Raw genomic sequence first — 26543 nt, 5'->3', positions numbered from 1 at the left:
TTTGTTTAATGCGAGAGCTGCTGCAAGGATACCACACCGCAACCCGAGCTGCTACCGAAGGCAACGGCTCGAAACAGCCTGTCTCCAATTTGTTGAACGCCTTGATAGCCGCGAAAAAAGGGCCTCGCGAACGCGGCCCGAACACCCTTACAAATCGAGTTTCTTAATATAAGAACTCCATTTTTTATACGAATCATCGCTGATAGCATGCTCCATGAGGCACGCCTCTTTCTCGGCTTGCTCGTCCGGTACTCCAAGAGCCTTGGTCAAGAACGTGAACAGCATGTGATGCCGATCGAGCACCGACGCGCCGTATTCGTACCCCTCGTCGGTCAACGTGATATCCCCGTAGTAAGGTTGCTCGGCCAGGCCCTTTTCCTTGAGCAGCGAAACGGCTTTATTCACCGAAGCCTTGGAAACGCCAAGCTTCGTCGCAATATCGACCGACCTCACGGACACTTCCGTCGTACCCCCCAGCATGACGATCGCCTCAAGGTAGTCTTCGTGCGACATGGACATCTTTTCCACTGAATCCTCCTTCGATCACCGTGCTATGGTACCACACGACATCGCAAGAGCAGGGGAAGCCCAAACAGAATGGAAGTAGCGCGAGGAGAGTGCCGGCGAGGGAAGAGGGGGAAGATCCCTCGCCGGCTGCTGTGTGGTGGACGACCAGACGAGGGAGTCTCCACCACCGGGTCAGCAAAAGAGGAGGTGTCTTTCGGGTTTGCTTTCGCGTCCCTGTTGACATTTGTTAGTATAGGTTAACTTTGATCCGCACGTCAACTACTTTTGAGGAAAGTTTGCCTTGGCATACAATTCCTCCATATATCGCGGAGCCGGGGGCAATCCCCTTCGATGCTCGCTCAGCGATGAGAGTCCGCGGCCTTCTTCATGTCGGCCATCATCTGGTCGACGGCTCCGCAGCCAGCGCAGCCTCCGCAACCTCCCGAGCACGATCCTCCGTGAGCACCATCGCCCTTGTGACAGTCGCACATGCCGTTGCGCCACATGCGGCGCACAGCCAGAAACACCAACGCCGCGACCAACAGCCCCACGATCACCGTAGCAGGGGTGAATTCCAAACCAAACATGTCCAGCTCTCCTTTCCGATACGCTGCAAATGCGGGCGGGCGGCGCCCCGTCTTGGCGCGCCGCCCAACCCCTTCAGCAAGATTCCTGTTCGCGATCCAGCTTCACGAGCCTACGCAGTGCCGCCTTCGACCTTCAAACCGTCGACTGCGTTTTTCTTCTTGTACGACGGCATGGGACGAAACATCTGGAACAACATGCCGCCCAGAACCACGATGGCCACAACCGTCCACGCGTTGAACTCCACCTCGCCAGACAACAAGCCGCCGAACTGGTAGAACATAAGACCCACGCACCATGCGAACACGGTCATGTACCCGATGGCGAACCAGGTCCACTTCGCGCTCTCCATCTGACGACGGATAGTGCCGATAGCAGCGAAGCACGGCGCGCACAGCAGGTTGAAGGCGCAGAAGGCCAAGATCGCCGGAACGGAGCCCGCCATCATGTCGGCGAACGCGGCCCACATGGTGGGGTCGGTCTCGCCCGCATCGCCCAAGCTGGTGATGATGCCAACGGTAGCCACGACGTTCTCCTTCGCCACCAATCCGGTGACGGACGTGACCGTAGCCTGCCAGTCGCCGAAGCCAAGCGGCGCGAACACCCAGCCGATCGCATTGCCCAAGCCAGCCATAAGGCTTTGCTGGATATAGCCTTCGGCCTCGGAATCAAGCAAGCCGAAGCCCGTGCCCGTGTCGCCGAAGTTCATGAGGAACCAAATGACGATGGTCGACAGGAAGATAATGGTACCGGCCTTCACGATGTAGCTTCGAATGCGCTCCCACGTAGCCAGCAAGATGGACTTCACCGTAGGCAGATGGTAGGACGGCAGCTCCATGACGAACGGGGACACCTCGCCCGCGAACATGCGGGTCTTTTTCAGCATGATGCCGGAAACGATGATGGCGATGACGCCCAGGAAGTAGAACAGCGGCGCAACCCACCAGGTTTCTGCGGTATTGCCGCCCGCGATGGCGCCGAACACAAGCGCGATGATGGGCATTTTCGCGCCGCAGGGAATCATCGTGGTGGTCATGATGGTCATGCGGCGATCCCGCTCGTTCTCGATGGTCTTCGTGGCCATGACGGCAGGCACGCCGCAACCGGAGGCCACCAACATGGGGATAAAGCTCTTGCCCGACAGGCCGAACCGGCGGAAGACGCGGTCCATGATGAAGGCGACGCGCGCCAGATACCCGCAGCCCTCCAAGAACGCAAGCAGCAAGAACAAGATGATCATCTGCGGAACGAATCCGATAACGGCTCCCACGCCCGCGACGATGCCGTCCATGATAAGGCTTTGGAGCCACGGGGCGACGTCGGCCGATTCAAGGGCTCCTCCCAGCACCGTGCCCAAGCCAGGAACCCACAGGCCGAACTCGGAGGGATCGGGCTCCTCCTCTTTGAGGGATGCGATCTCCTCTTCGCTGGCCCCGGCCTCCTCGGCTTCGGCCACGCTCTCTTCCCAGGCCCCGACCGCTTCCTCGTACTGCTCGCCGCCGGTGTAGAGCCATCCATCACCGGAAATGCCGTCGTTCGCCCAGTCGGTAACGACGCCCGTTCCCACGGAAATGGCCAGGTAGTACACAAGCGCCATGATTACCACGAAGATGGGCAGGCCCAGCCAGCGGTTGGTCACCACGCGGTCGATCTTCTGCGTTGTGGTCATGCCCTTGTTCGAGCGCTTCACCGTGTCGGCAACCACCTGCGTGACGGCATCGTAGCGTTCGGTTGTGATGATGCTTTCGGCATCGTCGTCAAGCGCGTCTTCGACCTCTTTGCGCAAGGCATCGATGGCGCTGAGGTCTTTTGCGGGAAGGTCCAAGCTGGCAACGGTCATGCCCTCGCCCTCAAACAGCTTGATGGCGAACCAGCGCGCCGTAGAAGGAGAAACGCGCCTGCCCAGAATGCCCTCGATCTTGACAACGGCGTCTTCGACGACCGCATCGAAAGGCAGATGGGGCTTCGGAGCTGCGCCTTCCTTCGCCGCTTTCACGGCGGCGTCCAAAAGCTGCTCCATGCCATGGCCCTTGAGCGCCGAAGTCTCGATTACCGGGCAGCCCAGACGTGCGGACAAGCCGGGAACGTCAATCTTGTCGCCGTTTTTCTTCACCAGGTCCATCATGTTGAGCGCAACGACCACCGGCACGCCCAGATCGAGGATTTGCGTGGTCAAGTACAGGTTGCGCTCAAGGTTCGTAGCGTCAACCAAGTTGATAACGGCGTTCGGCCCGCCCTTCAACAGGTAGTCGCGCGTCACGATCTCTTCAGGAGAGTACGGGGACAGCGAGTACACGCCCGGAAGGTCCGTGATGACGATGTCTTTGTTGCGGGTGTACTTGCCCTCTTTCTTTTCGACGGTCACGCCCGGCCAGTTGCCAACGTATTGGCTTGCACCGGTCAGGTCGTTGAACATCGTGGTCTTGCCGCAGTTCGGGTTTCCGGCAAGCGCTATTCGAATTGTCATGGTCTGCCTTTCCAGCAAGTTAACTTCTGCTAACTCATTCCCAAAAAAGAAGCGCTTTCGCGCCGATCCTCGTCATCTGACGCATGCTTCGCGCACGCGCGAGAGCGTCAGCCGACGAGGATGCTTTCCGCTTCGCTTTTGCGCAGCGACAGCTCGTAGCCGCGCACCGTAACCTCGAGCGGATCGCCAAGCGGCGCAACCTTGCGAACGAACACGTCCGTGCCCTTCGTGATGCCCATGTCCATGATGTGGCGCTTAAGGGCTCCTTCCCCCGTTAGACGGCGAACGGTAGCCACCTCCCCAATCGCCACGTCGCGCAGCGTTCTGTTCTGACCTTCAGTCATGCACGTTCTCCTTCCTTAACTCTATTTCCGCTTTGCTCACCCGACAGAAACGCCCCGCGCGCGGCACCTTGGTCGCTGATTGCGAAACCGTTCGGCACGGCGTGGGACGAAGCACGCACGAAAGCGCACGGTGAAAGACCGTGCTTGCGCGCAGAAGCCGCTTTTTAAGCTGCAGTAATGATGCGCGATGCCACCTGCTGGCTCAACGCAACCTGGGAACCCTTGATCTCCACGATCAAGTCGCCAGCCGCATGCGCGACAACCTGCACCTGGACGCCCTCGACGAATCCCAGGGTTTCCAGATGATGACGCAACTCGCCTTTGCCCCGCACCTTCGCGATCACGGCCACCTCCCCGCTTCTCAAAAACGATAGCGGCATTTGATGAACCGTTGCGCTCGGCACCGAGACTTGAGAAATAGCTCCCTGCGTGCTGGCAGCCACTGCGTTGTCCATGTCGACTCCCATCGAGTTAGCTTTGTGTAACATAAAGTATCTTATAGCAAACATTCCGCAAATGGAAGCCATAGTTAACATTTTCTACAGACGGGCGTGAAAGCGAGATCGCAAGCCAATTGCGGTCTTGGAGCGCACGATGGGCGCAGCCTTCGGCGAAGCGCGCAATTCCCTTGCCGATTCTCCCGCCTGCCGACGAGGGCCGCATAGTATACTGAAAATGGATAATGAACTGCAGGACTTCGGGCAGAAAGCGCAGAACATGGCTGAAAACCTCTATATCGATACGCGCGGGCGGACCAAGCGACCGGTTACGTTCACGGAAGCCGTCGTCGACGGCCTGGCCGCAGGCGGCGGGCTGTACGTTCCCCAGAACATTCCGCAGCTTTCCCTTGAGGATATAACCGCGTTGGCCCAGATGCCGTACGCGCAGCGCGCATCCTACGTCTACCGCGCCTTCGACGTTGACCTGCCGGCCGAAACCGTGGACGCGCTTATGGCTCAGGCTTACGGCGACAACTTCGACGACCGGGCCGTCTGCCCCATTTCGTCGCTCAACGCGAACACGCACGTGCTGGAGCTGTGGCACGGCCCCACGAGCGCGTTCAAGGACATGGCGCTGCAGTGCCTGCCGCGGTTCTTCTCCGCCAGCGCCAGCCAGCTGCGCGACCAGGGCAAGCTGGACCACCAATTCCTCATTCTGGTAGCCACCTCCGGCGACACGGGCAAAGCGGCGCTCGAAGGGTTCCGCGACCAGGACGGCGTGTCCATTGCCGTCATGTACCCCGACGGCGGCGTGAGCGACATACAGTTCAAGCAGATGGCTACGCAGCAGGGGCGCAACGTGCAGGTGTGGGGCGTGCGCGGGAACTTCGACGACTGCCAAACGGGCGCGAAAAACGTGTTCAACGACGACGCGTTCGCGCAGAAGCTGCTCGACGAGCAGGGCGTGGCGCTTTCCAGCGCGAACTCCATCAACTGGGGACGGCTGCTGCCGCAGGTGGTGTACTACGTGTCGGCCTACGCGCAGCTGGTGGCGGATGGCAAGCTGAGCGCCGGCGACGAGCTGGACGTATGCGTTCCCACCGGCAACTTCGGCAACATCCTGGCCGCGTACTACGCCAAGCGCATGGGCGTGCCCCTTGGCATGCTCCTGTGCGCCAGCAACGAGAACCGCGTGCTGACCGACTTCATCAACACGGGCACGTACGACATTTCCGATCGCGACTTCGTGCTGACGCCGTCGCCGTCCATGGACATCCTGGTATCGTCGAACCTGGAGCGCCAGCTGTTCGAGCTGACCGACCGCAATGCCGAAGCCATCGCCGGCTGGATGGCCGACCTGCGCGAACAGGGCCGCTTCCGCATTGACGAAAGCACGTTCGCCCGCATGCGCGAGACGTTCGCATCCGACTCCATCGACAACGCCACGTGCCTGGCAACCATCAAGGCCGTGCTGGACGAGCACGATTACCTGCTGGATCCGCATACGGCCGTAGCTTACCAGGTGGCCGAGAACCTGCGCGGACAGAACCCGGTGCTCATTGCCAGCACCGCCCATTGGGCGAAGTTCGGCGACAACGTGTACCGCGCTCTGCACGGCATCGAGCCGGGCGCACCGCTGCCGGACGACGTAGCCGCCCTTACCGGGTGCGCGCTCAACGAGCTGATCGCGCGCGAAACGGGCAAGCACGACATCCCTCGCGGGCTTGCCGAGCTGGACGAGCTGCCCGTTCGCTTCACCGACGTTATCGACGCGGGAACCAGCGACATCGAAACCGCAGCACTGCGTTTTCTCGACAACCTGAGCAAACGATAGACGACCGGCCACGAGCGCCGTACGAGAAAAGGACGAGACCATGAGCGAGCTTGCGAACCTGAAGCCGACCATTCGACTTTCCATCATGAACCCCGATTCCGACAGCGGATCGCTGTTCGGACGCGGCATCGCCAGCCTATGCCTGGGCGTGCGAGAAACAGGATCGCTCAACGCTGCTGCGAAGAGCATGGGCATGGCGTACAGCAAGGCTTGGCGCATCATCAAAGACACCGAGTCGGCACTGGACATGCAGTTGCTGCATCGCGACGGGGCGCACGGCAGCAGCCTGACTGATTCATGCAACAAACTGCTTGACGCGTACCTGTCCATCGAGGAGAAGCTTCAGGAAGAGGCGGAGAAAGCGTTCGCCGACATTTTGGTGTAGCGCCGGGGCGCGAAAATCATGCGCCCCGATAGTACCAAACGGCAAGCTGGGTGCGGTTCTTGCATCCCAGCTTCTGCAGGATCGTGCTGATGTGATTGCGCACGGTTCCGTCGCTCAAGTACAGCTGCGCGGCGATCTCCTTGTTGTCAAGGCCTTCGGCCACCAGCGATACGACGGCCTGCTCGCGTTCGGTGAGCAGGCCGTCGTCGCAAACGCCGCGCGAGCCCGCCGCAGACGGGCAGCCTCCCATGAGCTTGCCCACGCGGCCCACCACTTCCTCCCCCAGCACGTTCTGGCCGAACATGACGCTGCGCAGCGCCGGCGCAATGGTGGCGACCTCCTGCTTGATCAGGTAGCCGCGCGCGCCCAGGCGCAGCGCGCGAACGATGTACTCGTCATCGGAGAACGTAGTCAGAAACACGATGCGCGCAGAGGGGCGGGCGTTCAAGATGCGCTCGGCCGCGGCCAAGCCGTCCGTGCCCGGCATCTGGATGTCCATGAGCAGCACGTCGGGCTCGTGCGCATCGTAGAGCCGTACCGCGTCTTCCCCGTTTTCGCCGCAGGCGACCACGTCCACGTCGGGCTCGGCCGACAGAATGGTCGCGAGCGACGCGGCAACGAACGCATCGTCGTCCACGACGACCACGCGAATGGACCGTCCGTTTGCCCGGGAACCGTCGATCATACCCGCTCCTCCCCCGCGCCCTTCGGCACGGATGCGAACACCTTGCATCCCTTTTCGAACGACACGCGAAACACGCCGCCCAGCGCACGGGCCCGATCTTCCATCGTGGTCAGGCCGATGCCGCGCCCGTCTTCGCCCATCGCGGGCGGACGCATGCCGTCGTCATGCACGACAAGCCGATAGAATCCCGGATGCTCCACCACCGAAACGTCCACCTTGCCGGCGTTGCTGTGGCGCACCGCGTTGGAAAGCGCTTCGCGCACGATGGCGATGAAGCCGTAGCCGATCTCCGCGGGGACGTGGTCCGCCCGAAACTCAAGGCGAACCGGCAGCGCGCATGCCTCGGCCGCAGCGCGCACCTGCGTTTCCAGGTCGAACGCGTCGTCGTGCAGGTCGTGGACGCTCGAACGCACGGTGCCCATGGCCTCGTGCAGCGTTTCGCCCACCTGGACAAGCTCCGAGCGCACGCGCTCGTCGTCTCGATGGACCACCTGCAGCGCCTCGGTTTGCATGATGGCGCGCGTCAGAAGATGCCCCACGTTGTCGTGTATCTCGCGAGCGATGCGGCCGCGCTCGGCCAGCGTGGCCAAACGGACCTCAAGATCTTGCCGCTCGCGCAGCTGGGCGTTTTTCTCCTCGAGTGCCAACGCTCCTTCCCGCAGGCCATCGCGCAAATGACGGGCCTCTTCCTTCTCGCGCAAGCTGACGGCGGTACGACGTGCAAGCGCGTAGGCGAGCACGCATCCGAACAGCATGACAACGGCCGCAAGCGGCTCCATGCGCAGAGCGCACACGAACGCGGGAAGCAGCCATCCAAACCGAAGAACCCAGCAAGAGCCGCGCGCCAGATCGTACACCGCAAGCGGAAGAAACGTGCCGAGCACCGGATCGACCAGGCACGCGAGCGCATAAGAGCACGGCAGCCACCGCGCCCAACGACGCGGAAGCACCTCCGCAAGTGCCGAGAACAGCACCGCGACCAGCATCGCGGCCACGTACGCGCCGCTCCACGCGACAACGGCCACGCCCAACGCCGTGCAGGCAAGCACGGCAATCTTGTCGACGATTCTCTCCATGCGCCCATGGTAGCAGGTCAACGCAAGCTTTGCGGAAAAGGCACGGCCGCGCCGACGCTTTCGTGACAGATGTCATGACCTCGCGACCAAGGGATGACCGCGCTCACTGGCGAACTCCGGCCAAACGGGCGATTATGGTGACAACGCTTGCGGGCTTGCGGAAAAACGCGCCGCGAAGCGTCCGAGAAAGGAACCTCCATGGACATCATAGCCGTCGACAACCTGGTCAAGCGTTACGGCAGCGCCATCGCGCTCGACCATTTCAGCCTGCATATCGCCCCCGGAGAAATATTCGGGCTGCTCGGTCCGAACGGATCGGGCAAGACCACCGCCATCAACTGCATCTTGCAGCTGCTCACCTTCGACAAAGGAACCATCAACCTGTTCGGAGAGCCCATGGCGCCGACGCGCTACGATCTGAAGCGACGCATCGGCGTGGTTCCGCAAAACGTCGCGGTGTTCGAGGAAATGACGGTGCGCGAGAACATCGACTACTTCTGCTCGCTGTACGTGTCCGACCGGCTGCGCCGGCGTGCGCTCGTAGACGAAGCGATCGCGTTCGTAGGCCTGGAGGAGTTCGTCAAGCACCGCCCCCGCAAGCTGTCGGGCGGCCTTTTGCGACGCCTGAACATCGCCTGCGGCATCGCGCACAAGCCCGAGCTCATCTTCTTCGACGAACCCACCGTGGCCGTGGACCCGCAAAGCCGCAACTCCATTCTGGAAGGCATCAAGCGCCTGAACGCCGGAGGCTCCACCGTGGTGTACACGAGCCACTACATGGAAGAGGTGGAGGACATATGCAGCCGCATCATGATCATGGATCGCGGCCGCACGATAGCCACGGGAACGAACGACGAGCTCAAAGCCATGATAAGAACCGGCGAGCGCATCCGCATCGAGCTGGACGAAGCTCCCGAAGCGCTTGTGACCGACGTGCGGGAGCTGCCGCACGTGCTGCGCGCATCGTTCGACGGCGAGGCGCTGGAAGCCATCTGCGACAACGGCACGCACAACGTGGCCGACGTGCTGGACGTGCTGAAGGCCCACGGCGCAGCCTCCGGGCGCATTTGGGCGGAACCGCCCACCCTCAACGATGTGTTCCTGGAAATCACCGGCACCGAGCTGCGGGATTCCTGAGGAGGAGCCATGTGGACCACGTTCAAATACACCGCGAAGATGCTCACGCGAACGCCGTCGCTGTTCGTTTGGGCCTTCGCCTTCCCCATTCTGCTTTCGACGCTGTTCATGTTCATGTTCTCGGGGCTTGATGCGCAGGAGTCGATCAGCCCCGTGCCGAGCGTCGTAGTTGCGGACGCCGCGTACGAAGGCTCTGCGTTTGCGCAGATGATAGATCAGTTGAGCACCGGTGACGACCCGCTTCTGGACGTTCGCCAAGTGGCAAGCGAGGACGCTGCGCGCGACCTGGTCCGAAGCGGCGAGGTAGCCGGCGGGTTCTCCGTCGACGACGAGGGCAACCCCGTGCTCATCGCAGCGGCGGGAACGCAAAGCCCTTACAGCAGCTTGAGCCGCATCAACGCGACCATCCTGCAGACCACCGCCGATTCCTACGCGCAGAACGCGGAGCTTTTGACGCAGATCGCGCGCACCAACCCGCTTGCGCTGGCCGACGCCGACGCCGTGCAGCAGGCGCTCGACGCCCCGGCAGCAACCGAGCAGGTGTCGCTCACGCACGGTTCGCCTTCCCAAAGCGTTCGGTTCTACTACGCGCTTTTGGGCATGGCGGCCCTGTTCACCAGCCAGGTTGCCATGTTCGCCCTATGCCAAGTGCAACCCAATCTCTCGATTCTAGGAGCGCGACGCACGGTAGGAGCGCTCAGCCGCACGAAAACGCTGGCAGCCACGTTGACGGCAAGCTGGTCGCTGGCCCTCGCGTGCCTTTTGGCGGCGTTCGCCTACATCCGCTTCGTCGTAGGGGTGGACTTCGGAGGAAGAGAAGGGCTGTGCATGGTGGGGCTGGCGGCTGCCGCGCTGTTGGCCACGGCGCTCGGCACCCTTATCGGCGCGCTGCCGAAAATGAGCCTTCCCGCGAAATCGGGCATCCTGACGGGCGCGACCTGCTTCCTGTCGCTGTTCGCGGGCCTGTACGGCGAACCGTGCATGCAGCTTGCCGACGACATCGCCCGCGCATTTCCGATAACCGCCACGTTGAACCCCGCAAAGCTGACGACCGATCTGTTCTACAGCCTGTACTACTACGACGCGCTGGGGCCGTTCTTCGAGAAGATGCTCGTTCTGCTTGCATTCGGCGCGGTCCTGTTCGCTCTGTCCGCTCTTTTCATCAGGAGGCAACGCTATGAGCATCTTTAAGGCAGCCCTGCGCGTTGCGCTCAGCCACCCTGTGTACCTGCTGGTGTACGCCGTATGGCTGAGCGCCATGGGCGTGTTCGTCACCAGCGGCGTTGCCGCGGACACCGGTCAAGACGAATTCGAAAGCTACACGGCCAATATCGCCGTGATCGACCGGGACGGGTCGGACCTGTCGCGCGGCCTGGAAGATCACCTTGCCGAACGGGCGACGCCGGTCGAAGTGGAGGACAATACGCTCGCTTTGCAAGACGCCGTAGCAACGGGCCTGGTCGAATGCCTGTTCATTGTTCCCGACGGCTTCGGGGAAGCGTACGTGAACGCAGCCCGGACGGGCGGAGACGCACCTGTTGTGGAATCGGTTTACAGCTACCAGTCGATGTCGGGATCGCTGTTCGATCAAGACGTCAACCGATACCTTTCCCTGGTGGCCGCCGCTGCCGCCCTTAACGAAACGGCCGACGCAAGCAGCCTGGTGAAGCAGGCGAACGAGGCGGCCGCGCATACGGCGAGCGTGGACGCCGTCACCTCGGCAGACGCCGCAGCCCCTACCGATCAGCTGGCGTTCTACCTGCAATGGAGCACGTACACGCTCACGGCGGCCATCATCGTATGCGTAAGCCTGCTTATGAACTCCTTCAACCGCACCGACGTATCCCGACGCAACGTCTCTTCGCCGGTGAGCCCGCTTTCGTACGGGCTGCAGATGACCTTGGGCTGCCTGTCCGTAACCTTGATGATAGGAGGGTTCAGCATCGGCCTGGGCGTGGCGGTGTTCGGATCGTCGCTAGGAAGCGTGCCGCCCGCTGGAATAGCCTTGACGTTTGCGGCTTCGCTGGCGTTCTCGCTTGTCCCGCTGGGCATCGGGTTCTTGCTCGGACAGATGGGGACGAGCGAGCCTATCGCGAACGCAGCCGGCAACGTGCTGGGCTTGCTCATGGCGTTTTTGGGCGGCGCATGGGTCAGCCTGGATCTGCTTGCCCCCGAAGTGCAGGCGGCTGCGTACTTCACGCCTGCATCTTGGTTCAACGACGCCGTGAGCCGAGCGCTTCGTCTCGACACCGCGTCCTGGGATGCGATCAGCCCCATTCTGGGCGATATCGGCATCGTGCTGCTGTTCGCCGCCGTCTTGATCGCGGCCGGCCTGGTTGCCGGAAAGCTGCGAGCGTCAAGCTCGGAGGCCGGCGGCAACGCCGCAGCCGCACGAGCGTAAGGAGAATTGCCGGGGGAGCCGACGCAGCACCGTCGGCTCCCCGAAAAGGCAACCTCGCAGGAACCCCTCTGCGACACGGCTCCCTACGACACGGCTATGCCGTCGTAGAGGGGAATGCGCCAGTTGAGGTACGCAACCGTGTTGCACGTGAGCACCGTGGTGCGCGCGGGCAGCCCCTCCGCCTCAGCCGTAGCGTAGGCGCCCGGCTCGCACGACGCTTCGCGCAGGCGATCGTGATCTTCGAACCACACGGAAGGCCCGCGAGCGAAGGTGATCCGATCGCCGTAGAAAAGCGTTTCGCCCGGCGGCAGAAGCGCATCTCGATCAAGCAACGAGCCCGCATCTTGATCGGCGTAGAGCGTGCGGTCGGCGAACAGCGCCGTGCTGCGATCGGTTTGCGCATAGCTCACGGAAACCTTGTTGCGGCCGTACAAGCGAAGGCCTTCGCTTGGCAGCGGGGACCCTTCCGCGTAGCGCTTCGTGCACGAAGCGTCCACGAACCATCCTTCGAACCCCGCGCAATCCTGTTTGACGGCCGCTGCGGCAGCCTCGGCGCTCGTTCGGTACGCCACTCCCGCGGGCAGAAGGTCCCCGAACCCCGAAAGAACCTGGCCATCCGCATAGTACGTCACTTCGGCGAGCGCTTGCCAACGCGCGTAGCACGTCGTATCGGCCGCTATCGAAATGGACGTGCCGGCTTTGCCCACGAAGTCGCCTCCCTCCGCAGCCGAATACCAGCCTTCGAACACGTGCCCGGGCTTTTCCCCAGGATCAGGAAGCGCAACGCTGCCGGGACGCCATTGGGCGTACAGCGTCGCCTTCCCCTTCGTGGATCGCATGTTCTTGACCAGGGAGCCGTCGCCGTAAGACTCGCCCGAGCCGTCAGGACGCGCGTTCCACGACGCCCACGGCCAAACGCATGCCAGCGAGGCGACGCCCGTCGACCCGCCTTGCGCGTCGCACGTCAGCCGGTACGAGCGCTCGTACCCGTTCATCGTCAAAGCTTTGGGCGAGTCGTACACGTGCACGGAATCGCTCGTCGACCCGCCGGTCGCGCCGTTTCCCTCGTACGAGACAAGGTAGGACACGGGCTTCCACTGGGCATACAGCGTGATGGCGTTCGAGCCGCTCGGCGAAGGGCGCCCCGCACTTGGATCGCGCCAGAAATCAGAGGGGCCGTTGTTCCACCCGTGCGGCACAAGGCTTTCCGCCTGAAGGTTCCAATCCTGATAGCCAATCTTCTGACCAGGACGAACGTTCACGGGACCCCGCCTTTGAGTCGACCACCCCTCGAACGTGTACCCCACCCGAACAGGCAGCTTCGAAGACACCGAGCCGATGCTGCCGATGTACTTGTAATGGGAGCCGGGCGCGCCCGAGCCGCCGTTCGCGTCGTAGCGTATGCTGACCCGCGGCCAGAAGTCGACGCTTCCGTAATTGAGAAAGCCCGTTCCCTCAGCGTTGCCCACCCCGGCAATCGTGCTGTGGATGTAGATATGGTTGTGCACGAGCCCGTCCAAGCCTCCGTGACGCGAAAGGACGTTGCCTCCCCATCCGTACCCGTACGTAGCGATGCAGCCGAACCCCGTGCCGTTTTTGCTGCCGGTCAAATCCCCGGTGCCCATGCTCGCACCGCCCCTGGACCAACTTCCGTTGCCCGCCGTGTACCAGACGAGGTCGTCCTGCCCGCCGGCATCCCCCCAGACCGCGAATTGGTAGGCCACCACGTAAGCGTTCGTCCCGCCCGGAAGTTCCCAGTTCGGCATGCCCGGCCTGGGACCATTCGGGTCCGAGCCGATCAGCTCAAGGTAGCCCGAAGGACTCGCAGATATCCAAGCACGGTTGTAGATGCTGGTCGTGTCGGAATGCAGGTACTCGTATCCGAACGCCTCGCGCGGGGAACACGCTGCGACCCCGGCGGTCAACAAAAGTATCGAAAGCAACAGCGAAGCGGCCTTCGCGTAAACCCTGCGCATACCTTACCCCCTTCCTTCGTCGCGCTTCGCCATTGCCCGCGAAAACGCCTTTTCGGCATCGCTTTGATCGCGAAAGCTCGACTTTGCGATTTCGGACAGATCTTGATCGGACAACGCAGCTGATTCGACATCTCGATAAGCAACAGCCGCCCGAGCAGGAGAGCCCGACTCATCGAACCGGACCGGGACCGGATCCCCTGCGGCGCGCATCGACCCGTCCTCCACCATGATCACGGGCAGTTGCAGCGACAGCTCGTAAAACCCCTCGGGGACATCGATGGCGCGCGCACCCGGCTCTTCGAACAGCACCTGCTCGTCGATTTTTGCGCCGTCGGCCGAGAACCCCGAGACGAACGCCCCCAAGGCAACGTTGTCGCCCGACCACCCTTCGCAGGAAACCGTCACCTCGAGACGCCGAAGGGAAGCGGGCGCTTCGGCTTGCCCCTCGCGCTCGAAACCGGCCGCGAACCCACCGAGCGAAAAGGCAGACCAGGCCGCAACCGCAGCCCCGAGCACGGCGGCGGCAATCGGGACGGGCCTTCGCGAAGCTGATTCGATCGCGCGCCGCATCCTGTTCGCAAGCGAACGCGACCCGCATGTTCCGTGCTGCATACCCGCCCCCTACGCCATCGTATCGTTCAAAAACTCCAGCAAGCTAACCACGGTGGGCACCACCACCAACGCAACCGTCGGCGGCAGAAAACACATCGACAGCACGATGTCGAGCTTCGTCGGCATCGTGCGAATGCGCTCGAGCACGTCAGCCTGCGCCGTTTCACGCGCCACGGCCGCCTGCGACGCAAGCCCTTCGGCAATGGACGACCCTTGGGTGATGGCCTGCGTCACGTGCGCTGCGAACGCGGATACGTCTTGGCTGCGGCAACGCGCGGCAAGGTTTTCAAGCGCAGCTTCGCGCGAATGGCCCAAAAAGTTCACCTCCTGGTCAACAATGAAAAGCTCCTCGGAAATAGGCCCGATCAGGCTTTCCGCAACCTCCCTGAAGCACTGCTCGACCGGAGATCCGGCGGCAAGCGCCACGCTCAACAGCTCCATGGCTTCGGGCAGAGCGGCCTCGATGTCCCGACGCCGACGTTTATCCTTGCATGAAACAACCAGAGCAGGAAACATCCACCCGACAGCAACCCCTATGCAAAAAGCAAGCATCCGCACGGCAGCGTGCGCACCGGGCGCAAACGCCGCCGCAAGCATCGCCAAAAGACCCGCTGCGACAGCGCAAACAACGCGCAGGCTTCGCCAAGTTTCCGGCTCAAGGCGAATTCCCGCCCGAGCCAAACGATCGCGACGCGCGTCAAGGTCCGTGCGGGCAACCGGGGCAAAACGGTCAAGTCCGCAGGACAAGGCGGACAGCACCTCGCGCGCGCAGCGGCTCCAAGCCCTTTCGCCACGGGCAGGCTCAGCCGCGCGTCCGCGTTGCACCGGCACAGCAAAAGCGCGCGATTGCGGCGCGCATGAACGAACCAAGATTTCGTACGATGCAAGCCCGAGCAACGCCCCCAACATAAGCAGCGATCCTATAACCACAGCGTCCAAAACGACCGCCTCCTTCAAATGGATGTGAACCCCAAAACTCGCCCTCGAGCCCATCACCGACCAATATTCGATACGCTCGTTATGCGCTGGCACGCCAGCAAGCCGCCGACCTCGCACAACGCAGCCGCCCCCACCACCGCCCACCCGAGCGGCTCCTCTGCGTAAAAGCGCGCGAAATCAGGGTTGGCGACGAACATGAGCAGGAAAATCACCGGCATGGCCGCCGCAACGAACCACTTCGCCAACCGCGTGCCCGCAAGCTCCGTGCGCAGCTCCCGGCTCATCTTCAAGCGCGCGTTCGCATGCGCGGCGATCATGTCGAGCACAGGGGCGATCGCTCCTCCGAAACGTTGCTGCACGCGAACGGCGGCGGCCAACGCCTGCACGTCGGGGCTGGCCGTCCTACGAGCCATCTCCTCAAGCGACACGTTCAACGGCGTCCCGTATGCAGCATCGGCAAGCACGCGGGCAAGCTCCTCGCGAAGCGGGTCGTCCACATGCGCTGCAACCGCGCGTATCGCACGCTCAAGCGTCAGCGAGCTGCGGACGCCGCCCGCAACCTGAGGCAAGGCCCGGCAGAACTGCCTGTCCAGAAGCGCGCTCCTGCGCGTTCGCAGCACGCCCACCCGCAGCCAAACCGCGGCGGCGGCCGCACCGCCCACGAAAAAGCCAACGGGATAGCTCCCCGAAAGCGCCACCGCCAAGCAGCCTGCAAGGAACACTGCGCACAGCGCCTGCGCAACCCACATCGAAGGAGCGGCTTCGATACCCGCCTCGTGCAGCGTTGCCGCAAGCGGGCTGCGCGAGGCCTTTCCGCGCGCCGCAGCAGCAGCCTTCCCGGCTGCGTACAGCTCGGTTTCGCCCAAGCTGCGCGATCTCAGCTCGGCGCGTTCCCGTCGAAACGAAGAGAACGCAATCAACGACAAGGCCGAGCAGGCGCATAGCAAAACCGCCGGTATCGCAAGACCAATCATGAAAGCCCCCTGTCACGTCGAGAAGAACCACGCAGGGTCGTACCACGCCCCCGCCGTTCGCATACGTTCCTTGATACGTTGCGGCTGCACGCCCCGCGCACGCCATGAGCCCGCAATCGCACCCGCCGCGTCAACGCCCTCCACCTCGAACGAGAACAGCTCGGAGCGCGGTATCACCAAACTTCCCTCGGGCAAAGAATCCACCGCGACAATGCTCGTCACCTTCCTCCTGCCGTCGCGCAGGCGCTCGACGTGCACGATCAAGCCGCCTTGCAGCGATTCGGCGATCTGCTGCACGATGACCTCGCGGCTCAAATCCCCGTCGGCGTACCCGACCATGGTTCGCAAACGGCTGATGGCGTTCGCCGGATCATTCGCATGCACGGTGGTCATGGACCCGGGATGGTCCGTCTGCATGGCCTGCAGCATGTCGTACGCCTCGGCCCCACGGCATTCGCCGATGACGATGCGATCAGGACGACGTCGCAAAGCAAGCGTCACCAGATCGCGCATGCTCACCGCGCCCTCGCCCTCCGCGTTCGCCTCGCGCGTCTGCATGCGCTCCACGTGCGGCGACAACAACCTCAGCTCCGGGGTGTCCTCTATGGTGATAACGCGCTCGTCAGGCGGAATGAACCCCGAAAGCGCGCCGAGCAAGGTGGTCTTGCCCGACCCCGTCCCCCCTGATATGACCATGGGGCAGCGGGATTGCACCGCCGAGCACAAGAACTCGGCCATGACCTCCGAAAGGGCCCCGACGCCGATCAAATCGCCGATCCCCAGCGCATCGGCCGAGAACGTTCTCACGTTGAGCGCCGGCCCATCCGGCGCCACGGGAGGAACCACGTAGGTTGCGCGGGCACGGCCTCCCGGCAGCATGGCGCATCCCATGGCATGGGATTCGTCGCAGCGCATGCCCGCCTGCTCGGCAATCCTGTTGATGATGCGCCGAACGTGCTGCGCGTCGTCGAACACCACGTCGGGCCTGCGCTCGATCATCCCAGCCCGCTCGACGTACACCACAGGATCCCGAAAAGGCAGCGCGGGATCGGACGCGTCGACGCCTCCTCCGTTCACCATGATCTCGGTGATGGAGGCGTCTTCGAGAAGCGGCTGCAGCGGCCCGTAATGGAGGAAGTCGTCTATCATGGCCTGCGCAAGCGCTTCGGATTCCAAAGGTGACAGGAAAAGCCCCCAATCCCGAGCAGCCGCGCCCACCGCGCTCCTGATCAAAGATTCGACCGCCGCCTCGTCGAACTGCCCGCCTCGCAGCTGAAGGGCCGCCTCGTCGCGCACGGCGCCCTTCAGCGAACGCTCGATCGCCCTATCCACGATCATCGCCTCCAAGCAGGGCGTCTTCCGAGGAAATCATCACCAAACTCACCCGCCCGGCGTACTGGGCCTCGCGAATCGCATCGGCCTCCTCGGGCTTCACCTCCACCGTAACCGAAGCGTACGAGCCGTCGCCGGACGCGGCGGCGTCGCCTACCGCAAGCACCCGCGCCTGCGCGCACAACGTGGAAAGAACGAAGGCTCCCGAAGAAGAGCCTTCGGCTGAAACCACGCGCACCGTGTCATGCACGCCGATACGACCGGCAAGGCCCGTTTCCGCATCCACCCCCACGGTAACCGCTTCCATCCCGGCATGCAGGCGAGCCGACAAGCGACCGCCGTCGGCGGAGCCCGCGACGAACGAAGGCAGCACCTGCGTTCCAGCAGCCATGTCCACGAGCGCGCACCTGCCCTCGAGGCCTTCCTGGCCCATCTGAGCAAGCCCGATAGCCTCGGACGCGCGATACGCGGCGGGTATGTCCTTCTCCACGAACGATTCCGACGTCAGCACGTCGCCCGCGCGAATGTCAGCGGCGGCCACCAGCACGGGAACCGCCCCGGCCGTCGCCTCCTCGACCGCCGATGCCGAAGCAGCCCACGCCCACAAACCGTAGACGATCGCCGCGAACGACACGGCAACCGATACGGCAACCAACGCGGCAAGCATCCGCACGCGCCGGTACGTTCGCTGCGAACCGTCCGGCAACCGAGCGCCGGAGGGACGAGACTCGACCGAAGGGGAATCCGGCGCTTGCACAACCGGCTCCCTTCGATCGAAGCCTCCGTAGCGGGACGTCCGCGCAGACGCGTCGCCCGCCTGCGCATCGGCAGCCTTCGACGCCCGCTGCGCGAACCCTCCTTTTCGAACCGAGGGCCGCAAACCGTCCATCGCCATTTCAACGCTCCTTCCCTTTACGCAGCCTGCCGCTCCGGCAGCGCTGAGCGCAACGCTTCCACCAGGGGAGCGGGGTATTCGTCCAACGACCCCATGGAAACGAACGAAACGCCGTTCGATCCCGCTCCCGCCCCGTACCTGCCGCACCGTCGTTCCTCCGGTCGCCATGCGCGCTCGCTTGCGTAGGGCACGGCCACCATCACCTTATGCGAGGCGACGGGCAAGCTCGGCACCCCGAAGCCGCGCGCGAACACCGTAGGAACATCCTCTTCAAGCTGAACCCCTATCCCCCAGAGCCGCTCGGACGACGGCAGCAAGGATTCCTCCGCCTCGTAGAACCACACCGTTGCAGAACCGGCGAACCCTTCCTCCCGAGCCGTGCGAACAACAAGCTCGGCCACCTCCCGTCCCGGGTCCTCGACGTTTTTCGCGTACAGGGCGAACGCCGGGTCCATGCAGGCCGAGCGAACCGCATCGAGCGCGTTTTCCTGCCTGGCCTTCGCGACGTACGCAATCCCCTGGTCGATGGCGAACGACAAGACCGAGAAAAGGAAGAGCGTCGCGATCACCGCAAGGGGCAGCATGTTCGCCGTCTCGTTGCAGCGCAGCCGACGGCTCACGACGCCCTCCCCAGTTGGATCTCGACCGCACAGCCTTCGACGTAGCGGCAATCAACCTGACGGACGAACGACTGCCCGCTCAGGCCGGGCACATCCAAAATCGAAGGAACGTCGTAGCGCACCTCGTAGGAAAGAGCCGTCACCTTCGAGCGATGATCGACAGGCTCGCCGGAAACCGAGAAGCCCGACGCCTCAACCTCCTCAAAACGGGATAGAACCCGGGCGACGCTCAAGCTCCCAGGATCCAACTGCGTAGCCGAGCCCAGGATGCCCGCCTTGACGAAAGCCTCTTTGTCGGCGGCATGCCGCAGCCCGGCCACGTCGAGCTGACGGCACGCCCGAACGATATCGGACGACAGCTGAGTCGCCGCAAGCATCATGCCGCCCACCTGCATGGTCGAGAACACCACCAGCAGCAGCAACGGCGCTGCAATCGCAAACTGCACCGTCTCGCTCCCTTTATCCGAGCGAACCATCAAGACCTCCTTCCCTATCCTTCGACGACAACCCCGGCCGAACGGGATTCGCACGAAAACCGTCCCTCGGCATTGCCCGTCACCGCAGACAACGCGTCTCCTATCGGCGTGAGATACCGACCTTCGAGGCGCACGGCAACCTGAACGGGCCGGCGCAGCAGCCTCACCGGACAAGCCTCGAACGACTCGCCCGCATCGACGTAAACGCGATGATCGTAGGCAACGACCTCTTCGGCCCCGTATTCCACGACAACGTCCACGACAAGCCCCTCGGCACCCAAGGAGGGCGCAGCCCTGAGCGCCGCATCGTAGGCGATCGGCGTCGCACCGCCGACAGGAGCCGTCGAGGCGGCCATGCATGCCGCACGGGCCGCATCGTCCGCCGAAACCCGCAAGAACACCGCGCGCCCGATATCGAGGATGCCGCACAGGAACACCAGCAGGATCGGGAGCGACACCACGAACGCGACGACGCTTCCTCCTCGTTCGGCGCAAACCTGCGCGCCCCCTTCGCGCAGCGGAGCGCGCAAGCCGCAAAACCTCACGCCGCGCCCGAAGTGACCTTCGAGAACATATCGGTCACCGACGTGCCCGCTTTGGTGATGGCGCCCTGAATGTTGCCCTGCAGCAGAATCAACGCCGCGCCCAAACCGACCGCGAACCCCAGCACGATAACCGTTTGGACGATTTCCGAACCCCCGTCTTCCTCCCCGCGAACCAAAAGCGCCTTGACCTTGCTCTGCTTCGACCATGCGTTTCCCCGCTTTTCCATAACTCCTCCTCGATTCGGTTTCGCCAACGCCCGATAGCGCTGGCTCCTTTACATGCATACGGCAACGCACACGCCGCCGATCAGCCACAATGCTAAAAACGGTGCCATAGGGATGCCGTCGCGAAGCGAAAGCCTGCGCGTTGCCAAGCCCACTGCCGCAACCACGCCGGCACCTGCATAGCATGCCGCCAGCCCCACCGGCGCCGCCGCTCCGGTAGCCAGGGAAAGAGACGCCATGCATCGCACGTCGCCATGTCCGATGGGGGCCGGCCCGCGCACGCCCCACCAACGGTTCACGGCGAAGCACACCGCAACCACAACCGCCCCGAACGCACACCCGGCGCCCATGCTCGCAAAGCCCGCCCACGACGCTTGAAACGCAGCCCCCGCAACAGCCAGCGCGATGCAGCATTCGAGCGGCAGCATGCGGGCGCGAAGATCGCACGCAACGGCCGACAGCATGAAGAACGCGCACACCGCCAGGCATGCCGACGGCACCACAGGCAAGCCCGCAAGGGCAATCGCGGCGCCCGATGCGGCTCCGATCAGCGCAAGCGCCGCCCGCTTGGGCAAAGTTGCCGGAAAGGAGCACCGTTTTTCCTGCTCGCGCTCCGTGCGTGCCGCGCTCGCGGGCGCCACCTCCAGGCCCTCGTCTTTCAACGCTTGGACCCTCTCCCGCGCAAGGCATCCCGACCGGGCGGCCCTTAGGGCATCTTCGAGCCACAGAGCCACGGCTCCCTCTTCCCCGCGCGCAGTCGATGACAAAGGCCGATCGGGAAAAGACCGCTTGAACGACCGATACCCCTCGAAGGACTGCCACCACCAAGACGTTGCACGACCGTACGCCCGCTTCAACAGCGCATCTGCCGCCCAAGGGACCAAGCACCATCCCAACGCGCCGCCCGCAAGAGCAGCAAGCGCCAAGCCGAGCACAACCTGCCCGGTCATGCTTTCTCCGTCGTTGGAGAAAGCATGCGCGAATCGATCATCGAGGCGCGCACGTGGCTGGCGTGCGAGGGGCGTCGCCGAGCGCCCTCGTCGCGCGGGGCGTCGGGTTGGAATCGAACGATGAACCCGCATGCGTCGTTCTTCGACTCGGACGATCCCGCCGCAGCTTCGCCGCCTGCCGAGCCGACAACGCAACCGGCTGCAGCGCCTTCATGGCGGCCAGCCGAGCAAGAAACCGGGGCGAAGCCGGGGAATTCGAAGCGAAGCGTCCAGCTTGCGCACTCGGCGACCCCAAGCCCCCGTGCCGCATCGCGGGCGCCCTCGTCGGCAAGCCCACCTGCCCGAACAGGCACCGCTCCTTCTTCCGCCGATACGCCCGTCACGCCAGACGCCGCAACCGCCTCGTTTTTCGGTTGAACTGAAAAACCCGAATCAGCTGCGCCATCGCACGCGCTGCTGACCTGCCGCGCAGCAGGCGCGACGGGCCGAGGCAACGACAGCCCTCCCTGACTGGAACCGCTTCCGTACCGGTGCAAGCACCCGTAGCAAACCTCGGCGTCGTCGAACGCCCCCGAACCGCACACTGGACACGTCTTCACGATCCCTCTCCTTTCATCCGTTCCAACCCTATGCGATCCCCTTCCACGAACCAGGGCTCAGCGCATGACGAGAACCGCTCGATCACAGCAGCGGCGCCCCGCTCGCGAAGCCTGCGAAAAGGACCGACGTCCCGACACGACCTCATCACCACCCCTTCCGCATCAACGAACGCGATGTCCAGACGATGCCGCATGCCCACCGTATGCACGTCGCTGCACGGCAGCAAAAGCAACGCCCTGCCCGTCGGCTTGGCCAGCAGCAAGCCTCGAACGCGGCGCGAAAAGCCGGTCGCCACGTCCAGCGGCACGGCGTTCGCCGAGACGCAACCCGACGGGACGCGGCAATCGGCATCGACGCCCCGGCCGTCGCCGCCGACGCTCCCCGAAGCAGCCCTGCCCTCTTCCCCTTCTTGCGCGCACATCAAGACACCCCTCCTTCCAACGTGTAATGCACGGTCACGCTCGTCGCATCGCCCACGCGCGTGCAGACGACGAACAGCCAGCGATACGCCCCCGAACCCTTCACGAACGATCCGCAGCCGAACCGCTCGCCCTCCGCTGCAACCCAGCCCTTTTGCGACAGCAGGTCCCGAAACGAATCGAACGCGCGCTCCGATTCTTCGAAAACCACGAACCCCACCACCCCGCCGCCTGCGCGAGCATCCACCCGCACGTCGTCGGCGCCATCGGGCAGGCCGACCTCGTCTTCGAAGCCCCTGGGAAGCTGCTGCGACCCGAAGGATTCGGTCGAGCGAGCAGCCGAATCGAAAGGCTCCCCGATTATTCCCGCTCCCCGCAAAGCCTCGACCGCGGCCTCTTGGAGGGGGCCCGGCCGTGCAAGCTGAAAAACCAGGTCGAGCAGCGAAGCTGCGGAGATGATCGCAACCACCGCCAGACCCGCTCGCTTCGCACGTCGCGCCATCGTTTTCCGAGGCGAGCGATCCGCCCCGTCAATCGCTCGCTTCCGATCCTTGCCCTGAGTCGAGCTCATACGATCACCCCCGGCTTGTAGCAGCTCACCACGAAAGACGCCGTATGGCTCAAGGAAGGAAGCGCAACCCCGAACACCGACGATTTCAAACCAAGTCCGAACAAAGTGGGCGAGAACTCAAGCGTAGCCGTGAAGCGCGTATGCCCCGCCGCCACGCCCTCGACCGAAACCTGCGCTGCCTCGAAGGGACGATCGAACGATGCGGCAAGGTCGGACGCCACCCGCGCTCGGCTTTGCTCGACGCCCTGCCCGTAAGCAGGGGAGGTCGCGTGTATCCGGACGGCGTCGCGAAACGCATTGTCGAACGCCGCGCACTCCGAAAAGAACAGCAGCGCGTTCGTCGCAACCACGGCCACGACGATAAGCGCCGGAAACGCCACCGCAAGCTCGACGGTCATCTGGCCCGACTCTCGAAGCTTTCGCCCTACTCCCATACCCTCACCCCCGTCACGTGCGCGTACACGGCCCTCACCTCGTCGGCTGCGCGCTCGACCACGTCGATCGCCGCATCTTTCACAACGGGCGGCAAGGTGATCTCGATCGGAACGGACGGGCCTCCCTCGCCCAGCAGCTCCACAACGGCGATCTGCACCTTCCCCTCGAACGACGCGATCCCCTCGACCGCCCCTTGCTCCACCGCGCCCACCATCGACGTGAACACGTCGTTTGATTTCGCAGGATGCGCGATAGCCTGCTCTTTCAAGGTCAACAGACGTGCGGAGAAAACGCTCCCGTCGGCCCGCGCAACATGCGCCGAGCTCACAAGCACCGGCTTCAAGGCATCGAGGCTTGCAGGCTGAAGCCCCACGGCCGCAATAGCGTCCCGAAGGGCGCGCGCCGCCCAGGGACCCAGGCCGCTGCTCCCCGCCAAGGGCATGCCGTCGAGAGCCGTCGAAACGGCGTCGTCGAGCGCTTCTTGCCCGCGCGCGTACGATTCGAGCAATGCCGACCAGCAATCGAGCACCGCGCTCAAAGCGCCCGCGGCAACGCCCGCATCCGGCAACCCGTCCAGCACCGACGAGATCACGTTCGACCCCTCGCCCGACGGATCGGCCCCGAGCGTGGCCGCCGAAACGGCCGCGCGAGCCCCCAATGCTTGCGATCCCTGCACGAACGAGCTGGCGAACCCGTTCGACGCCGCCTCCCTTCCCGTGTTCGCTGCAAGGACCACCACGCCGAACCTTCCGGGCGGCTCGGCGCTTATGCGCATGTCGCCGGCATGGCCCACCGCTTCGCGAATGCGGTCAAGCAGGCCGGAAACGCGGGTTTTGACCTCGCTCGACAAAGGATCGAGCTCCGCACGTGCCTTTTCATAGCGCTCCGCCGCCACCGCCACCGCCTCGTAGTGGTACTCGAAGCCGTTTTCGATCGAGCTTGACGCGGCGGCAACCTTGCCCATGCTGGAAGCCGAGAATTCGCACTGGGCGCACGTCGGGTACGAACCGGCTTCCATGTGCGCGATGGAACCGAAGCCGTCCGCCCCGCCGGCGCCCGGGCATCCCGACCAAGCATGCATCGTCGTCCGCCCCTCGGAATCCGTCGTGCATGGGTAGACGGCTTCGGTGTACAGGCTGGTAGCCCTCATCTCCGCGGTGTTTTTCGGCAAGCGCGGGAACAGCGCGTCGAAAGCATCCTCGGTCTCCCGCACGTACCCGCGCGCAACCTCTTCCGAAGCGAACGCGTAGAACCTCGAACGAAGCGCCGATCGAGCGCGATCCCCGACGGACGGCCCCTCGGGAACCTCCATCGCAAGGCGCCGCGGGTAGTACGCCTGGGCCCGCTCGAGGGCAACCGAGAACGACCATGCGTCAACGCTTTTGTACAGCGGGTTCTCCAATCCCGACATTCCCGCGAGCGCAGACGCGCGCTCGTACATGCAGGCTTCGGGGTTCGCGCCGCAATCGCGTTCGAAAGCGGCCCTTTTCGCCTCGCTCGCCCGCTCAGCAGCACGTTCCGCCTCTTCAGCCGCACGCTTCACGTCGGAAGCGTCGCGATCGACCTCGTCTTGCACGGTCGACGCGCCCTCATGCGCGCCAACGGCGATGTCCTTCCCTTCGAAAGGAGCCAGAACCGCCAACGCCACGTAATTCGATGCGCCCGCATTGTTCGCCGCAGCCACCGAAGCGGCGCTCGCCCCCGAGAAGAACGGCAGAAGACGCTGCAAGCGACTCAAGCCCGAAGCTGCTTTTTCGGCAAACGAATCGCGCGCACGGGACACGTCGCGGCCCGCCTTGAGCAGCGTTTCGGACGCCGACGCCATCGTCGGCACGCACAGGGCGACCACGCCCAAGCCCGTCGCCACAAGGCTCGTAAGCGAAAGCGAGAGCACCACCGCATCGCACACGCGCACGACCACCATGAACTCGGCTACTTCGTTTTGAGCTGCCAAAGCGGCGGCGTCGGCCACGTTCTGCACCTCCGAAGCCGCGGCGTTCACCCGGCACACCTGTCCAGCCGAAAACACCAGGGACAGAGTGAGCAGCAGCGCCAGGACCATTCCCGCCGAAGTCAGCCCCGTTTCGTCGCGAAACGGATCGCGCCACCTCATTGCAACCACGCCCCTATCCAATCCCTCGGGCTTCGGCCCGCCTCCATGCGGCTCGCCCAATCGGGCTGCGCGGGCTGCCGGCAGCTCACTTGCACTTCAAGATTCCCCCGTTCGTTCACGAGGCCCAGCAAAGCCGCTCCGGCATCCAGCAGCGGTAACGGCCGCAGCTCGTTGGAGACGGTCACGCTCACGGTGTCGGATCGCTCATCGCCCTCGAAGACGACGTCCCAGCTGCAACCCCCTTCGTGCACGTGAAAGCACGCGACCGGAGGCACGGCCCCCAAGCGATGCCTCACGAACGCTTCGCAGCTTTCGTCCATCGGCCCTGCAGCATCGGTCTTGGTCGCCAGAAGACGGCATGCCTCCGAAGCGGCCGCATGCATGATCATGCGGTCGTACAGCACGATCGCCGGCTGCATCAGCAGCAGAAGCCCGACCAGCAGAACCGGTATCGAAACAGCCGCCTCCACCGTCGCCTGCCCTATGGGCTCACGTGCGCGCAGCGCCGTCGCCGCTTCTCTTGCCATGCCCGATGCCACCTCCTTCGAACCTTCCGACCTTCAGTACAGGAACACGTCCGCAATACCGCCCGCCAGCACTCCTTGAACATGATGGGAAGCCGAAGCCAAGGCGTGATCAACGAACGAACCGCTCTCCAAAGAGCGCCGCAGCGCCCCCAGCGCCACAAGGACCGAGACGAACGCCGCCGCAACAATGGCAAACTCCACCGTGCTCTGACCTGCGCATTTCCAGCGAATCTGCCCATCAAGCCAAGCTACAGCCCATTGATGCCCTCCGCGATGGCGTTCCAAAGCTCTTGGAGCTTGGGTCTGAACACCGTGATGGCGATAATCGCAATGACCACCAGCACGCCGACCAAAATCGCGTACTCCGTGGTTCCCTGCCCCTCCTCCCGACGCCGCAAACGGCCTACTTGGCACGTCGCCTTCGCCAGTAACCTGCGGTATTCGTCCATGAACGTCCCTCCTTGCTCCGGGGG

General features: G+C 63.8%; 31 protein-coding genes. 5 read left to right on the top strand and 26 right to left on the bottom strand.

From position 1 onward, the window contains the following. Positions 1–147: 147 nt before the first annotated feature. The 5 genes from DMP08_RS00740 to DMP08_RS00720 all read right to left on the bottom strand — a co-directional run bounded on the left by DMP08_RS00740 (position 148) and on the right by DMP08_RS00720 (position 4358). A complete protein-coding gene (locus DMP08_RS00740) occupies positions 148–528 on the bottom strand; it encodes a metal-dependent transcriptional regulator (RefSeq protein WP_123191099.1) in 381 nt (126 codons plus the stop codon). A gap of 338 nt (positions 529–866) precedes the next feature. Beyond that, complete coding sequence (locus DMP08_RS00735) at positions 867–1094, bottom strand: FeoB-associated Cys-rich membrane protein (protein WP_123191098.1); 228 nt, start codon at positions 1092–1094, stop codon at positions 867–869. 110 nt (positions 1095–1204) lie between these two features. Continuing rightward, positions 1205–3559, bottom strand: a complete 2355-nt coding sequence (gene feoB, locus DMP08_RS00730; protein WP_123191097.1) for a ferrous iron transporter B — start codon at positions 3557–3559, stop codon at positions 1205–1207. A gap of 107 nt (positions 3560–3666) precedes the next feature. Beyond that, positions 3667–3903: a FeoA family protein gene (locus DMP08_RS00725; RefSeq protein WP_114566251.1), complete on the bottom strand. Its 237-nt coding sequence runs from the start codon at positions 3901–3903 to the stop codon at positions 3667–3669. Between the two features lie 164 nt (positions 3904–4067). Next, positions 4068–4358 (bottom strand): FeoA family protein, encoded by a 291-nt coding sequence (locus tag DMP08_RS00720; protein ID WP_244596709.1) that lies wholly within the window; start codon positions 4356–4358, stop codon positions 4068–4070. 220 nt (positions 4359–4578) lie between these two features. On the opposite strand from DMP08_RS00720, the gene thrC reads away from it, so the two are divergent. Both thrC and DMP08_RS00710 read left to right on the top strand, forming a co-directional pair. Further along, positions 4579–6177: a threonine synthase gene (thrC, locus tag DMP08_RS00715; RefSeq protein WP_123191096.1), complete on the top strand. Its 1599-nt coding sequence runs from the start codon at positions 4579–4581 to the stop codon at positions 6175–6177. A gap of 40 nt (positions 6178–6217) precedes the next feature. Next, positions 6218–6562: a winged helix-turn-helix domain-containing protein gene (locus DMP08_RS00710; RefSeq protein WP_114566249.1), complete on the top strand. Its 345-nt coding sequence runs from the start codon at positions 6218–6220 to the stop codon at positions 6560–6562. 16 nt (positions 6563–6578) lie between these two features. Here DMP08_RS00710 and DMP08_RS00705 read toward each other — a convergent pair whose 3' ends face one another. Together DMP08_RS00705 and DMP08_RS00700 are read right to left on the bottom strand one after the other, a co-directional pair. Beyond that, a complete protein-coding gene (locus DMP08_RS00705; protein ID WP_123191095.1) occupies positions 6579–7247 on the bottom strand; it encodes a response regulator in 669 nt (222 codons plus the stop codon). After that, on the bottom strand, positions 7244–8323 hold the full coding sequence (locus tag DMP08_RS00700; protein ID WP_123191094.1) for a sensor histidine kinase: 1080 nt from the start codon (positions 8321–8323) through the stop codon (positions 7244–7246). The genes DMP08_RS00705 and DMP08_RS00700 overlap by 4 nt, the downstream gene beginning before the upstream one ends. A gap of 198 nt (positions 8324–8521) precedes the next feature. Here DMP08_RS00700 and DMP08_RS00695 point away from each other — a divergent pair, with 198 nt between their 5' ends. From DMP08_RS00695 to DMP08_RS00685, 3 genes are read left to right on the top strand one after another with little or no spacing between them, the layout of a single operon-like run. Beyond that, a complete protein-coding gene (locus DMP08_RS00695; protein ID WP_123191093.1) occupies positions 8522–9460 on the top strand; it encodes an ABC transporter ATP-binding protein in 939 nt (312 codons plus the stop codon). Between the two features lie 9 nt (positions 9461–9469). Next, positions 9470–10651, top strand: a complete 1182-nt coding sequence (locus DMP08_RS00690; RefSeq protein ID WP_123191092.1) for an ABC transporter permease — start codon at positions 9470–9472, stop codon at positions 10649–10651. Continuing rightward, positions 10638–11861 carry an ABC transporter permease gene (locus tag DMP08_RS00685; RefSeq protein WP_123191091.1) on the top strand — a complete coding sequence of 408 codons (1224 nt, stop codon included), beginning with the start codon at positions 10638–10640 and terminating at the stop codon, positions 11859–11861. The genes DMP08_RS00690 and DMP08_RS00685 overlap by 14 nt, the downstream gene beginning before the upstream one ends. An 83-nt stretch (positions 11862–11944) precedes the next feature. Here DMP08_RS00685 and DMP08_RS00680 read toward each other — a convergent pair whose 3' ends face one another. From DMP08_RS00680 to DMP08_RS00590, 19 genes are all read right to left on the bottom strand, one after another. Continuing rightward, on the bottom strand, positions 11945–13837 hold the full coding sequence (locus DMP08_RS00680; protein ID WP_123191090.1) for an InlB B-repeat-containing protein: 1893 nt from the start codon (positions 13835–13837) through the stop codon (positions 11945–11947). Positions 13838–13840: 3 nt separating this feature from the next. Further along, positions 13841–14449, bottom strand: coding sequence for a hypothetical protein (locus tag DMP08_RS00675; protein WP_123191089.1), 609 nt, complete (start codon positions 14447–14449; stop codon positions 13841–13843). Between the two features lie 9 nt (positions 14450–14458). Then, positions 14459–15379 carry a type II secretion system F family protein gene (locus tag DMP08_RS00670; protein WP_244596729.1) on the bottom strand — a complete coding sequence of 307 codons (921 nt, stop codon included), beginning with the start codon at positions 15377–15379 and terminating at the stop codon, positions 14459–14461. Positions 15380–15441: 62 nt separating this feature from the next. Further along, on the bottom strand, positions 15442–16362 hold the full coding sequence (locus DMP08_RS00665) for a type II secretion system F family protein (RefSeq protein WP_123191087.1): 921 nt from the start codon (positions 16360–16362) through the stop codon (positions 15442–15444). 12 nt (positions 16363–16374) lie between these two features. Next, positions 16375–17694: a TadA family conjugal transfer-associated ATPase gene (locus DMP08_RS00660; RefSeq protein ID WP_123191206.1), complete on the bottom strand. Its 1320-nt coding sequence runs from the start codon at positions 17692–17694 to the stop codon at positions 16375–16377. Beyond that, a complete protein-coding gene (gene cpaB, locus DMP08_RS00655) occupies positions 17687–18589 on the bottom strand; it encodes a Flp pilus assembly protein CpaB (RefSeq protein WP_123191086.1) in 903 nt (300 codons plus the stop codon). Before cpaB ends, DMP08_RS00660 begins: the two co-directional genes overlap by 8 nt. A 17-nt stretch (positions 18590–18606) precedes the next feature. Next, positions 18607–19209 (bottom strand): hypothetical protein, encoded by a 603-nt coding sequence (locus DMP08_RS00650; protein ID WP_123191085.1) that lies wholly within the window; start codon positions 19207–19209, stop codon positions 18607–18609. Continuing rightward, positions 19206–19685, bottom strand: a complete 480-nt coding sequence (locus DMP08_RS12400; RefSeq protein WP_161555394.1) for a TadE/TadG family type IV pilus assembly protein — start codon at positions 19683–19685, stop codon at positions 19206–19208. Before DMP08_RS12400 ends, DMP08_RS00650 begins: the two co-directional genes overlap by 4 nt. A gap of 14 nt (positions 19686–19699) precedes the next feature. Next, positions 19700–20215: a TadE/TadG family type IV pilus assembly protein gene (locus tag DMP08_RS00640; protein ID WP_161555393.1), complete on the bottom strand. Its 516-nt coding sequence runs from the start codon at positions 20213–20215 to the stop codon at positions 19700–19702. An 11-nt stretch (positions 20216–20226) separates the two neighbouring features. Beyond that, positions 20227–20457 (bottom strand): hypothetical protein, encoded by a 231-nt coding sequence (locus DMP08_RS00635; RefSeq protein WP_123191083.1) that lies wholly within the window; start codon positions 20455–20457, stop codon positions 20227–20229. Positions 20458–20505: 48 nt separating this feature from the next. Then, a complete protein-coding gene (locus tag DMP08_RS00630) occupies positions 20506–21405 on the bottom strand; it encodes a prepilin peptidase (protein WP_123191082.1) in 900 nt (299 codons plus the stop codon). Beyond that, a complete protein-coding gene (locus DMP08_RS00625) occupies positions 21402–22004 on the bottom strand; it encodes a hypothetical protein (protein ID WP_123191081.1) in 603 nt (200 codons plus the stop codon). The genes DMP08_RS00630 and DMP08_RS00625 overlap by 4 nt, the downstream gene beginning before the upstream one ends. Beyond that, on the bottom strand, positions 22001–22426 hold the full coding sequence (locus DMP08_RS00620; protein WP_123191080.1) for a DUF192 domain-containing protein: 426 nt from the start codon (positions 22424–22426) through the stop codon (positions 22001–22003). Before DMP08_RS00620 ends, DMP08_RS00625 begins: the two co-directional genes overlap by 4 nt. Beyond that, the gene (locus DMP08_RS00615; protein ID WP_148042311.1) at positions 22426–22926 is read right to left on the bottom strand and encodes a hypothetical protein; all 501 of its coding nucleotides are present in this window, start codon (positions 22924–22926) and stop codon (positions 22426–22428) included. The genes DMP08_RS00620 and DMP08_RS00615 overlap by 1 nt, the downstream gene beginning before the upstream one ends. A 65-nt stretch (positions 22927–22991) precedes the next feature. Next, positions 22992–23429, bottom strand: coding sequence for a hypothetical protein (locus DMP08_RS00610; RefSeq protein ID WP_244596708.1), 438 nt, complete (start codon positions 23427–23429; stop codon positions 22992–22994). Further along, positions 23420–25543, bottom strand: a complete 2124-nt coding sequence (locus DMP08_RS00605) for a molybdenum cofactor biosynthesis enzyme (protein ID WP_123191078.1) — start codon at positions 25541–25543, stop codon at positions 23420–23422. The genes DMP08_RS00610 and DMP08_RS00605 overlap by 10 nt, the downstream gene beginning before the upstream one ends. Continuing rightward, complete coding sequence (locus DMP08_RS00600; RefSeq protein WP_123191077.1) at positions 25540–26070, bottom strand: TadE/TadG family type IV pilus assembly protein; 531 nt, start codon at positions 26068–26070, stop codon at positions 25540–25542. The genes DMP08_RS00605 and DMP08_RS00600 overlap by 4 nt, the downstream gene beginning before the upstream one ends. 33 nt (positions 26071–26103) lie before the next feature. Continuing rightward, positions 26104–26271: a hypothetical protein gene (locus DMP08_RS00595; RefSeq protein ID WP_244596707.1), complete on the bottom strand. Its 168-nt coding sequence runs from the start codon at positions 26269–26271 to the stop codon at positions 26104–26106. Positions 26272–26318: 47 nt separating this feature from the next. Further along, positions 26319–26519 (bottom strand): Flp family type IVb pilin, encoded by a 201-nt coding sequence (locus DMP08_RS00590; protein WP_123191076.1) that lies wholly within the window; start codon positions 26517–26519, stop codon positions 26319–26321. Positions 26520–26543: the final 24 nt, after the last annotated feature.

It is taken from the genome of Paraeggerthella hongkongensis, from assembly GCF_003726035.1.
Lineage (GTDB): Bacteria > Actinomycetota > Coriobacteriia > Coriobacteriales > Eggerthellaceae > Paraeggerthella > Paraeggerthella hongkongensis.
The sequence above is the reverse complement of the archived record's forward strand: the minus strand, read 5'-3'. Positions and strand labels throughout refer to the sequence as shown.

Excerpts from the sequence above, each read along its gene's own strand:
- DMP08_RS00735 (WP_123191098.1), bottom strand. The coding sequence starts at position 1,094 with ATGTTTGGTTTGGAATTCACCCCTGCTACGGTGATCGTGGGGCTGTTG.
- feoB (WP_123191097.1), bottom strand. The coding sequence starts at position 3,559 with ATGACAATTCGAATAGCGCTTGCCGGAAACCCGAACTGCGGCAAGACC.
- DMP08_RS00725 (WP_114566251.1), bottom strand. The coding sequence starts at position 3,903 with ATGACTGAAGGTCAGAACAGAACGCTGCGCGACGTGGCGATTGGGGAG.
- DMP08_RS00720 (WP_244596709.1), bottom strand. The coding sequence starts at position 4,358 with ATGGACAACGCAGTGGCTGCCAGCACGCAGGGAGCTATTTCTCAAGTC.
- thrC (WP_123191096.1), top strand. The coding sequence starts at position 4,579 with ATGGATAATGAACTGCAGGACTTCGGGCAGAAAGCGCAGAACATGGCT.
- DMP08_RS00710 (WP_114566249.1), top strand. The coding sequence starts at position 6,218 with ATGAGCGAGCTTGCGAACCTGAAGCCGACCATTCGACTTTCCATCATG.
- DMP08_RS00705 (WP_123191095.1), bottom strand. The coding sequence starts at position 7,247 with ATGATCGACGGTTCCCGGGCAAACGGACGGTCCATTCGCGTGGTCGTC.
- DMP08_RS00700 (WP_123191094.1), bottom strand. The coding sequence starts at position 8,323 with ATGGAGAGAATCGTCGACAAGATTGCCGTGCTTGCCTGCACGGCGTTG.
- DMP08_RS00695 (WP_123191093.1), top strand. The coding sequence starts at position 8,522 with ATGGACATCATAGCCGTCGACAACCTGGTCAAGCGTTACGGCAGCGCC.
- DMP08_RS00690 (WP_123191092.1), top strand. The coding sequence starts at position 9,470 with ATGTGGACCACGTTCAAATACACCGCGAAGATGCTCACGCGAACGCCG.
- DMP08_RS00685 (WP_123191091.1), top strand. The coding sequence starts at position 10,638 with ATGAGCATCTTTAAGGCAGCCCTGCGCGTTGCGCTCAGCCACCCTGTG.
- DMP08_RS00680 (WP_123191090.1), bottom strand. The coding sequence starts at position 13,837 with ATGCGCAGGGTTTACGCGAAGGCCGCTTCGCTGTTGCTTTCGATACTT.
- DMP08_RS00675 (WP_123191089.1), bottom strand. The coding sequence starts at position 14,449 with ATGCAGCACGGAACATGCGGGTCGCGTTCGCTTGCGAACAGGATGCGG.
- DMP08_RS00665 (WP_123191087.1), bottom strand. The coding sequence starts at position 16,362 with ATGATTGGTCTTGCGATACCGGCGGTTTTGCTATGCGCCTGCTCGGCC.
- cpaB (WP_123191086.1), bottom strand. The coding sequence starts at position 18,589 with ATGGCGATGGACGGTTTGCGGCCCTCGGTTCGAAAAGGAGGGTTCGCG.
- DMP08_RS12400 (WP_161555394.1), bottom strand. The coding sequence starts at position 19,685 with ATGGTTCGCTCGGATAAAGGGAGCGAGACGGTGCAGTTTGCGATTGCA.
- DMP08_RS00635 (WP_123191083.1), bottom strand. The coding sequence starts at position 20,457 with ATGGAAAAGCGGGGAAACGCATGGTCGAAGCAGAGCAAGGTCAAGGCG.
- DMP08_RS00630 (WP_123191082.1), bottom strand. The coding sequence starts at position 21,405 with ATGACCGGGCAGGTTGTGCTCGGCTTGGCGCTTGCTGCTCTTGCGGGC.
- DMP08_RS00620 (WP_123191080.1), bottom strand. The coding sequence starts at position 22,426 with ATGTGCGCGCAAGAAGGGGAAGAGGGCAGGGCTGCTTCGGGGAGCGTC.
- DMP08_RS00615 (WP_148042311.1), bottom strand. The coding sequence starts at position 22,926 with ATGGCGCGACGTGCGAAGCGAGCGGGTCTGGCGGTGGTTGCGATCATC.
- DMP08_RS00610 (WP_244596708.1), bottom strand. The coding sequence starts at position 23,429 with ATGGGAGTAGGGCGAAAGCTTCGAGAGTCGGGCCAGATGACCGTCGAG.
- DMP08_RS00605 (WP_123191078.1), bottom strand. The coding sequence starts at position 25,543 with ATGAGGTGGCGCGATCCGTTTCGCGACGAAACGGGGCTGACTTCGGCG.
- DMP08_RS00600 (WP_123191077.1), bottom strand. The coding sequence starts at position 26,070 with ATGGCAAGAGAAGCGGCGACGGCGCTGCGCGCACGTGAGCCCATAGGG.
- DMP08_RS00590 (WP_123191076.1), bottom strand. The coding sequence starts at position 26,519 with ATGGACGAATACCGCAGGTTACTGGCGAAGGCGACGTGCCAAGTAGGC.